Below are 8,774 nucleotides of genomic sequence, written 5' to 3'. Positions count from 1 at the left end.
GTCCCCCACCCGCCCGCGATTCTGGCAGTGACGAGAGCTGGCGGTCCTGACGCACGTCAACGACGGGTGCGGCGTGCCAACGAAGCGCCAGACGCGGCACGACCCACCACACGGAGCGCGCCCCTCTCCCATCCGCGAAGCCCGGCTTTTCCTCGCCGGGGCCTTCATGCTAGCTCAGCACGTCAATTAACCCAGGAGGTTAATAATCATGAGCGAGCCGGACACGAAGCCCCGGAAAGCAGCCCGGAAGGGCGCGCTGGAGAAAGGGCTGGAGCAACTGAGCCTGGAGCTGGCGCGAACGGGCTTCTCGGCGGGCCCTGTGGAGTTCCGGCTCGTGCGTCCGCTCGCGGAGCGAGGCAACGGGGAGCAGGTGCTGCTCTTCGAGCGGCGCCTTCGCCACGGGCCCCCGGGCCAGGTCGTGGTCAAGTGCCTCCAGAACCCCGCCACCTTCCTGATGCGGCAGCGACTCAAGGAGGAGGTGCTGCTGGCCTTCCGCCTGCGGCATCCCGCCATCGCCCAGGCCCACCACTTCCGCGTCATCGGCCGGCAGCCTCACGCGATTCTGGAGTACGTGGAGGGGCCCTCGCTCGACTCGCTCATCACGGTGGCGCTGATGCGGGGCACGCCCCTGCCGCCCGCCTTCGCCGTGTACGTCGCCACCGAGCTCGCGGACGCGCTCCACCATGCCCATACGCTCGCGGACGAGACCGGCAAGCCGCTGGGCATCATCCACCGCGACGTGAGCCCTCGGAACATCCGGGTGGAGCGCGCCACCGGACAGGTCAAGCTGACGGACTTCGGCGCCGCGTACTCGAAGCGGGTCGGCCGGGAGGAGACGCCTGAGAAGCTCCTCAAGGGCGACCTCATGTACGCCTCTCCTGAATACCTGTCTGGCGCGCCCATGGATGCGCGCTCCGACCTGTTCTCACTCGGGCTGGTGCTGCTGGAGGCGCTGACGAACCGCCACCTCTTCGGCGCCTGGCTCCTCGATGACGCGCCGTCCCCTCCTGACGCCGTGTCCGGCTTCCACGCGGACGAACCGCCAGACCTGCCTCTCCATCAGATACTCGCCCTCACGAAGCGCTGCACCCAGCACGACGTGGAGCGCGCGACGGCCACGCTTCCTCCGGGGCTTCAGCCCATCCTGCGCCGGATGCTCGCGAAGGCGCCCCAGGAACGGTACGCCACGGCCGAGGCGCTCCTTCACGAACTGCGCGCCCAGCTCCATGCCCTGATGCCCGGGTACGGACGCGCGGAGGCGGCCCAGGACATGGCGCGCGCCATCGCCGATGCCAGCGGCATGCGCGGGCTCGGGGAGCCCATTGAAGGCGGCATCTATCCGCCCGGGCTCGACGCGCACGAGCTGATGCCGGACACGGAAGAGGACGCCGGGTGAGGCGGCCATGGCCCGGCGACGCTCAGCGCAGGAGGACCTTCGCCATGAGGATGAGCACCTGGCGCTGCTCCTCATCCAGCCTTCGCGCGAGCCCCGTCAGCAGGTGCACGGAGGGGGGCGCATCCTCACGGCCCGCTCCCCGGCCCTTCCTCCGCGTCGGTGGCTCAACGCTCCCGAGCACGACCTCCGGGGAGACCTTCAGCGTCTCACAGAGCCGGACCAGGGTGGGGACGCTGGGGAGCATCCGCCCCCGCTCCAGCCGGTTGTAGACGATGGGGGAGAGGTCCATGCGTCCCGCCACCTCGACCTGGGTGAGGCCCAGGCGCTCCCGGGCGGCGCGAGCGGCACTTCCAATGGCTGTGGCCAGCTTCTCGTTCATGGGAGGGGCGGACCTCGCGGAGCCCGCGAGGCTCCGGCGTCATACCATCCAGCCGAGGCCCCGGCATCCCCCGGGGCACCAGCCGCCTGACCGCCGCGCGGGCGGTGAACCCACGCCGTGATGGCAGCCCCGCGTTACCTCCATGCACCCACGCGACACAGCGCAGTCAGCGGAGCCCACGCCCGGCGACGACGTGGGCGGCTACCTCTTGCTGGGGCTGGCCGGTCAGGGCGGCTTCGGCAAGGTGTACCTGGCGGAGCGCGGTGGGCAGCGCTATGCGCTGAAGCTGCTGCCGCTGACGGGCGCGGGGCTGGGCGCGTGGGGCGAGCGCGAGCTGCTCATGCTGGCGAAGGTGCGGCACCCCAACGTCGTGCGGCTGCTGGGCCACTGGCAGTGGCCGGACCGGACGCCTCGCTTCCTCGTCATCATCATGGAGTACGTGGACGGCCAGCGGCTGGACGTCTGGGCGGACCTGGAGAACCCGTCCGCGCACGCGGTGCTGCTCCGGGTGCGCGACGTGGCGCGAGCGCTGCGGGCGCTCCACCAGCACCGGGCGCTGCACCGGGACGTGAAGGAAGCCAACATCCTCGTGCGCGCGGCGGATGGCGAGGCCGTGCTGGTGGACCTGGGCGTGGGCAGCCACGAGGACGTGTCGCACGCCACGGGTGGCTCGCTCCCTCCGGGCACACGCGCCTATCTGAGCCCGGAGGCCTGGCGCTTCCACCTGGAGCACCGCGACTGTCCCGACGCGCACTACCGCTCCACGGCGGCCGACGACCTCTATGCCCTGGGCGTGGTGCTCTACTGGCTGCTGACGGACAGGAAGCCCTTCGCCCTGCGCATGGAGGGCGACGAGGCGGCGGTCATCTCCCAGCCGCCCGAGGCGCCGCGCATCCGCAATGGCCGCGTGCCCGAGGCGCTGAGCGCGCTGTGTCTGCGGCTGCTGGACAAGGCGCCCGAGAACAGGCCCGACGCAGGGGCCCTGGTGGAACACCTGGACGAGCTGCTCACGCGGGAGGGCGCGGACTGGCACGCGCCTCTGTGTGACGGCCACGACGCGCACAACCTCACCACCCGGCCCGGTCCCGATGCGGACGAGGAAGCGGCGTGGTTCAACGAGGTACGCGAGGAGCTCCCGCCGCGCCGGGGGCAGCGGCCCTGGCTCGTCCGTGAGTTCGTCACCCCATCACCCGCGCCGGCAATGTCCCTCACCGTGGACTCGCCGTCCCCGCCTTGGCATATCCACCAGGCGCCGGTGCCTTCGAGACTGCCTGCGCTGACGCCGGTGGCGCATGCTCCTACGCCAGAAGAGCGCACGGGGCGACCCGGTGTGCTGCTGGGTTTCGCGGCGCTACTGGGCATGGTGGCGCTGGCATACCTTGGAGGCATGAAGCAGGGGCCGCCGGGTGACGCGAGGACAGGTGTGCCACCTGTCCGGAAAGTGGCATCACCGGCACAGCCGCTGGAGAGTAACGGGGCCGCGGCGCCGCACGCAGAAGAGGTCCTCACTCCCGCGGCCATCGCCCTTCCGGCGAGGACGGAAAAGGAACCAGCTCCCGTGATGACGCAGAAGCAGGCTGGCAAGCTCCAGCGCCCCACGTCGCACAGCACCTCGGGCAAGGCGCTCAAGGTGGCGGCCACGGCCTGCACGCTACTGGGGTGCCCGGGGGCCCAGGTCCGCGCGCCGCCGCCTCCGGAGCCGTGTCCTCCCGGGGCGGTGGAGATGATGGCGCAGCTCGGCATCGACGTGGGGGACAAGGAGGGGTGGAGCTTTGGCGGCGGTGCCCGGTTCCTCACCGTGCGCGAGGGTTGGACGTCGGTCCGCATCGCCGGAAGGGACTTCGGTGACATCCCGAACGGCTCCGTGGCCTCCGGCCGGCTCGTCTTCGGTGACCGCGTCTATGGCCGCCTCACCCAGGTGCGGTTTGATGACACGGGCCGCACGGTTCCCGTCTGCTTCGAGTTGCTGACCACCGGGAGCAAACGGGGCCTGGAGATGGAGCCCGGGGATGCTCCAGGTACCGCGAGGGTCTTCTCCGTGGGCTTCCTGCGCGCGGTGAGCCACTTCGAGTAGGACCTTCCGGCCCAGACCCGCGCGGGGGGCATGCCAGGGCACGCCGCGCTCCCCCACGAGAGTCTCCTCCACGCATCCAGCCAGAGGTTCCGCTTCGTGCTCGCTTCGTCCCTTTCCTTGCTGCTACCGGCCTTGCTCGCTGGGAACGTCACGGTGGAGCAGGGCGCTGCGCAGTGCCAGACGGGCATCCGCCACGTCGAACTCACGACGACGGCGGAGACCCCTCCCGCCCAGGTGTGCGTCAGTCCAGGGCAGGCCATGCTCATCAACTTCGACGGAGCGCTCGTTCCAGGCTCCATGGCGATCGACGGCGCGGAGCGTTTCGCGCAGGCGGAGCTTGGCTCCAGCAGCCTCAAGCTGGTGCCCTCTGAGAAGCTGGTGCCAGGAGAGCGGCTGCGGCTGACGGTGCGCTTCCAGGACAGCGCCGCGCCGACGAGCGCGACCCTGTTTCTGGTGGTCCACCCCGCCCAGGCCGAGTCATTGGTAGACGTCCACCGGCAGACACGCACCGTGGAGTCGTACCACCAGGAACTGCGGGCCCGGGACGCTCAACTGCGGCAGCTTCGCGAGGAAAACGCTCGGCTCCGCGTTGAGACCACCGGCCCTGGCGGGCTGGCGGGACTTCACACCGCGGGACTTCTCGATGACCAGGCTTTCAGGGCAATGGATAGCAGCGCGAGCGTTCGAGTCCCGCCCACGAGCGCGCTGCTGTCGGATGGCGCACTGCTGAGCTTCCGCGCCGCCGGGCGCGTCGCGGTGACGATGCGCCTGCTGAATCCCGAAGGCTCGGCGCCCTGGACGGTCAAGGACGCGCGGATGGTCCTGGTCGGCAGGAAGGGTGTGGAGTTGAAGGTGCTGAAAGTGTGGCCAACGTCGCCCATCCTGCCCGGCAAGACGCTCTCCATGGTCGTGGAGGCGGAAGTCGCGGGGACGTATGCGCAGGGGCCCTACACGCTCCAGCTCTGGGAGGCAGAGGGCGGAAGGAAGGCCATCATCCAGGGCGTGATGCTGCCATGAAAGCGGGCAGGCATCGGCTCACGCCTGGAATGCAGCAGCGTCGCTCCACTGGCTCACGGGGATGAAGCGCAGCCCCTCCGGCTTCAGCGCCAGCACCTGATCTGCCAGCGACTGGTGGAAGACGTGGGTGGAGGGGGTCTCCGACAGGCAGAACGCAAGCCGCCGCTCCAGCGGAATCTCCAGAAGCACCGGCTCGTCCAGCACCAACCTTCGAACTCCGAGGACCTCCCCGTCGTCATGGAGCGACAGCACCGAGCGCTCACGGTCGACGCAGGCAATCCAGTTGTGGACGTGCATGATCCAATAGGGTCTCACATCATCAGGCGTCACTCGGACATCCGCCGGGATGAACTGCACCCCGTAGATGGCCAGCGGCTCCAGAGCCTCCTTGAAGCGAGGAGAGAACACCGGCTCGGGCAGCTCGTGGAAGTCCACCATGAGGGGATTCCTGGGGATGGGCTTGCCCAACCTGAGCTTGACGGGACGCCCCAACGGCTTGACAGGCCTGGGCCTCACCAGCCCCACGAAGAACTCGTCCCAATCCATCATGGGATAGTCATTTGAGGCGACAGACTCCAGGACGCAGTATTCGTTCTGCATGGAAGTCACGCTCCAACGACGAGGGCTCGTGGGGGCAGCGACTGTGTCGTCACGCCATGAGCCAGCCCGTGATGGCGTCCCTGTGGGCATGGTGCCGCAGTGGGTTTCTGGCTGATGCTCCGCAAGCCGCCACAGCCCACGCCGCCCACCCGATAGTCGAGTCCATCCCGGGTAAGCGTCCACAAGCCCGACTCGATACTTTTCAGAATCTCCGCGCTCACCTTGTCCAGGGTCGCGGCGAGAGCGTCCGGGTTCGAGCAGCACTCGCCCGACGACACCCGCCGCTCAAGGTCACGGAGCCTCTTCTTCACGGCCTTGGGGTACGGCAGGTGCAAGTCATGGGCGAAGCCTTCGGCGTGGTTGCCCCGGTGCACCGCCACACCCAACTGGCACGCCAGCGCCATCTTCATTGGGAGGAAGACACCGTTCCGACTCCGGTCCGGGTGGTAGCCGAACTGCGTGCAGAAAGCGGCCCATTTCGGATTGTCCAGCGCCTCCAGGCAGATGAGGTGGTGCGCCGCCAGCGAGAAGGGCCCCGCGTACCACGGATGCGTGGACAGCTCCCGCCCCTCCAGCATGTTTCGCCCCAGCACCGCCGAGTTCCCCAGGTTGCACCCCACCCTGCCCTTCCTGTCGAAGGCGTGCGCCTCCTCCCCGCAGTAGCCACACGGCTCCTCGGGCTCCCTCTGCGCCACCTCCTCCTCTCGCACCGCCTCTGGCGGCGCGCCCTGCGGCTGCATGAGGGGGAATGGCGCCGTGTTGTGGTCATTCAGCGTGAAGAGGTCGAAGTTGCGCACCACCGGCCTGCCCTCGATGAAGACGTCAGCGGAGTAGCTCACCGGGTGGGCGCGCCCCTTCGTCGTCCCCGACGTCACACCTCCGCCCGCCGTGCCCGCCTCGTTGCCGGTGGACCTGCCCAGGTATGAGTCCCGCAGGGCCACCGACGCACCATTGATGCGCACCGTCCGGGAGCCATTCTCCAGGTCCCGGCTCACCGCGACGTTGGGGAGCGGCACGGGCAAAGGCCCTCCCGGCGAAGGCACCCGGCAGACGTCCGGAAAGCCCACCACCGTGCCGCCGCTCTCCGTGGTGACCGGCGTCATGCCATTCACATAGACCTCGCCCTTGTCGGACATGCGTGCCCCCCACGATTCCGCGCAGCGCCCTCGCGCAGTCTTACCTGACAGGCCATGCGCCGTGGAGCAGACCCAGCCACTTCTATCCAGCAGGTGGCAGCGGGTCCCCTCCCGCACGCGCCCGGGTGATGGTCGCCTCGGCGCCGAGTTCACCCGCGAACTTCCACCTGCCTCGCGGTGTCAACGCCCCCCCCGGGCAGGTGCCACCGCGCCTGGCTCGCCCCAGCTTCCCGCCGCTCTCCAGCCGAGGCCTCGCCCGGCGGACAAGCACACCTTTCCACCGGCAACACCGGCACAGCTTCCGACGCGAACGGACACCGCCGCCGGGCTTGCATCCTTGGAGCTTCAAATTTAAATTATCTGCCGTCCGACCAAAGTACCTATAAAATCAAGGCAAACGCCCCCATGTTCCTGGACGAGCTCGACCACCGCATCATCGACATGTTGCAGCGCGATGGCCGCGCCACGCAGCTGGAGCTGTCGCGCGCGGTGAAGCTGTCCCAGCCGGCGGTGGCGGAGCGGATCCGCAAGTTGGAGGAGCGCGGCGTCATCACGGGCTACTCGGCCCGCGTGGACGCGGCGAAGCTCGGCAAGGACATCACGGCCTTCATTGGCGTGAGCATCGAACACCCGAAGTACTTCGACGAGTTCCTGAAGCAGGTGCTGTCGCTGCCGGACGTCCTGGAGTGCCACCGCGTGGCGGGCCAGGACTCGTACCTGCTCAAGGTGAAGTCGGCGAACACCCGCTCGCTCGACTCCCTGCTGGTGGAGACGCTGCGCACCATCGCGGGCGTCACCCGCACGCAGACCACCATCGTCCTGACGTCCATGAAGGAGGACACGCATGTGCAGGTGCCTCCAGAGAACCCGAAAGGAGCGTGATGCATGAGCGCTGACGCGATGAGCGCCCCCCTCCCCCCGCCGCCCGTATGGCGGCTGGCCCAACGGATGTCCCGCATCAAGACGTCCGCGGTGCGCGAAATCCTCAAGGTCGCCGAGCAGCCCGACATCCTCTCCTTCGCGGGGGGCCTGCCGGCCCCGGAGCTCTTCCCGCTGGAGGCCATCGCCGAGGCGCACGCCGAGGCCCTGGCCACCGAAGGCCGCGCCGCGCTCCAGTACAGCACCACGGAGGGCTTCGGCCCGCTGCGTGAGTGGATCTGCGGCCACCTCCAGAAGCGCGGCCGTCAGTCCAACGCGGACCAGGTGCTGATTACCAACGGCTCGCAGCAGGGCATCGACCTGGTGGCCAAGGTGATGCTGGACCCCGGTGACCTCATCATCGTGGAGAACCCCAGCTACCTGGCGGCGCTGCAGACGTTCGGCGCCTACGAGGCGCGCTTCGCCACCGTCGGCAGCGACGACCAGGGCATGCGCACCGACGACCTGGAGCGCCTGCTGGCCACGCACAAGCCCAAGCTGGTGTACGTGGTCGCCAACTTCCAGAACCCCAAGGGCACCACCCTCTCCCTGGAGCGGCGGCGTGAGCTGGTCCGCCTGGCCCAGCAGCACCGCTTCCTCATCCTGGAGGACGACCCCTACGGCGAGCTGCGCTTCCGCGGCGAGCACCTGCCGTCCCTGGCCGCCTTCGACGACGAGGGCGTCGTCGTGTCGCTGGGCACCTTCTCCAAGACGCTGGCCCCGGGCATGCGCCTGGGCTGGGCGGTGGGCCCGCGCGACTTCGTCCGCAGCCTGGCGGTCGCCAAGCAGTCCACCGACCTGCACACCGCCACGCTGGCCCAGCGCGCGGTGGTGAAGCTGCTGGCGCGCTTCGACTACGCGGCCCACCTGGAGTCGCTGCGCCCCGTCTACGGCGAGCGCGCCCAGGCCATGCTGGACGCCCTCCAGGTCCACATGCCCGCCGGCACCCGGTGGACGCACCCCGAGGGCGGCATGTTCCTCTGGGTGGAGCTGCCCGACGGGCTGGACGCCCAGGCGCTGCTCCCCAAGGCGGTGGAGCAGAAGGTGGCCTTCGTACCGGGCGCGCCCTTCTTCGCCAACACCCCGCGCCCGGAGTTCATGCGCCTCAACTACTCCAACCGCCCGCCAGAGCTGATTACCGAGGGCATGCGCCGCCTGGGCGCCGTGATTGCCGCCGAGCTGGGCTGAGCCGCTGACGGAGCGTCCTTGCCGCGCCGCGTCGGAAACGGCGCGGCGCTCTTCACTTCAGCGAAG

At 69.3% G+C, this 8,774-nt stretch carries 8 protein-coding genes; 5 read left to right on the top strand and 3 right to left on the bottom strand.

All coding sequences use genetic code 11. From position 1 onward, the window contains the following. The first annotated feature begins 208 nt into the window (after window positions 1–208). Window positions 209–1,396, top strand: coding sequence for a serine/threonine-protein kinase (locus tag HV824_RS21785; RefSeq protein ID WP_176424121.1), 1,188 nt, complete (start codon window positions 209–211; stop codon window positions 1,394–1,396). A 22-nt stretch (window positions 1,397–1,418) separates the two neighbouring features. Here HV824_RS21785 and HV824_RS21780 read toward each other — a convergent pair whose 3' ends face one another. Further along, window positions 1,419–1,775 (bottom strand): helix-turn-helix domain-containing protein, encoded by a 357-nt coding sequence (locus HV824_RS21780; RefSeq protein WP_176424120.1) that lies wholly within the window; start codon window positions 1,773–1,775, stop codon window positions 1,419–1,421. Window positions 1,776–1,917: 142 nt separating this feature from the next. Here HV824_RS21780 and HV824_RS21775 point away from each other — a divergent pair, with 142 nt between their 5' ends. After that, window positions 1,918–3,849: a serine/threonine-protein kinase gene (locus HV824_RS21775; protein ID WP_176424119.1), complete on the top strand. Its 1,932-nt coding sequence runs from the start codon at window positions 1,918–1,920 to the stop codon at window positions 3,847–3,849. Window positions 3,850–3,945: 96 nt separating this feature from the next. Continuing rightward, entirely contained in the window at window positions 3,946–4,866 is a 921-nt protein-coding gene (locus HV824_RS21770) for a DUF2381 family protein (RefSeq protein ID WP_176424118.1), read from the top strand. 18 nt (window positions 4,867–4,884) lie between these two features. Here the strand turns inward: HV824_RS21770 and HV824_RS21765 are convergent, their stop codons facing one another. After that, window positions 4,885–5,415, bottom strand: coding sequence for a DUF1629 domain-containing protein (locus HV824_RS21765; RefSeq protein WP_255208228.1), 531 nt, complete (start codon window positions 5,413–5,415; stop codon window positions 4,885–4,887). A gap of 56 nt (window positions 5,416–5,471) precedes the next feature. Next, entirely contained in the window at window positions 5,472–6,602 is a 1,131-nt protein-coding gene (locus HV824_RS37560) for a PAAR-like domain-containing protein (RefSeq protein ID WP_176424116.1), read from the bottom strand. 405 nt (window positions 6,603–7,007) lie between these two features. Here HV824_RS37560 and HV824_RS21755 point away from each other — a divergent pair, with 405 nt between their 5' ends. After that, a complete protein-coding gene (locus HV824_RS21755) occupies window positions 7,008–7,484 on the top strand; it encodes an Lrp/AsnC family transcriptional regulator (protein WP_176419087.1) in 477 nt (158 codons plus the stop codon). 3 nt (window positions 7,485–7,487) lie between these two features. After that, window positions 7,488–8,708, top strand: coding sequence for a PLP-dependent aminotransferase family protein (locus HV824_RS21750; protein WP_176419088.1), 1,221 nt, complete (start codon window positions 7,488–7,490; stop codon window positions 8,706–8,708). The last annotated feature ends 66 nt before the right edge of the window (window positions 8,709–8,774 follow it).

The organism is Myxococcus sp. AM009 (genome assembly GCF_013372605.1).
Taxonomy (GTDB): domain Bacteria; phylum Myxococcota; class Myxococcia; order Myxococcales; family Myxococcaceae; genus Myxococcus; species Myxococcus vastator.
This window is presented reverse-complemented; position numbering and strand designations above follow the sequence as displayed.

Coding starts and splice junctions, on each gene's coding strand:
- HV824_RS21785 (WP_176424121.1), top strand. CDS start 209: ATGAGCGAGCCGGACACGAAGCCCCGGAAAGCAGCCCGGAAGGGCGCG.
- HV824_RS21780 (WP_176424120.1), bottom strand. CDS start 1,775: ATGAACGAGAAGCTGGCCACAGCCATTGGAAGTGCCGCTCGCGCCGCC.
- HV824_RS21775 (WP_176424119.1), top strand. CDS start 1,918: ATGCACCCACGCGACACAGCGCAGTCAGCGGAGCCCACGCCCGGCGAC.
- HV824_RS21765 (WP_255208228.1), bottom strand. CDS start 5,415: ATGATGGATTGGGACGAGTTCTTCGTGGGGCTGGTGAGGCCCAGGCCT.
- HV824_RS37560 (WP_176424116.1), bottom strand. CDS start 6,602: ATGTCCGACAAGGGCGAGGTCTATGTGAATGGCATGACGCCGGTCACC.
- HV824_RS21755 (WP_176419087.1), top strand. CDS start 7,008: ATGTTCCTGGACGAGCTCGACCACCGCATCATCGACATGTTGCAGCGC.
- HV824_RS21750 (WP_176419088.1), top strand. CDS start 7,488: ATGAGCGCTGACGCGATGAGCGCCCCCCTCCCCCCGCCGCCCGTATGG.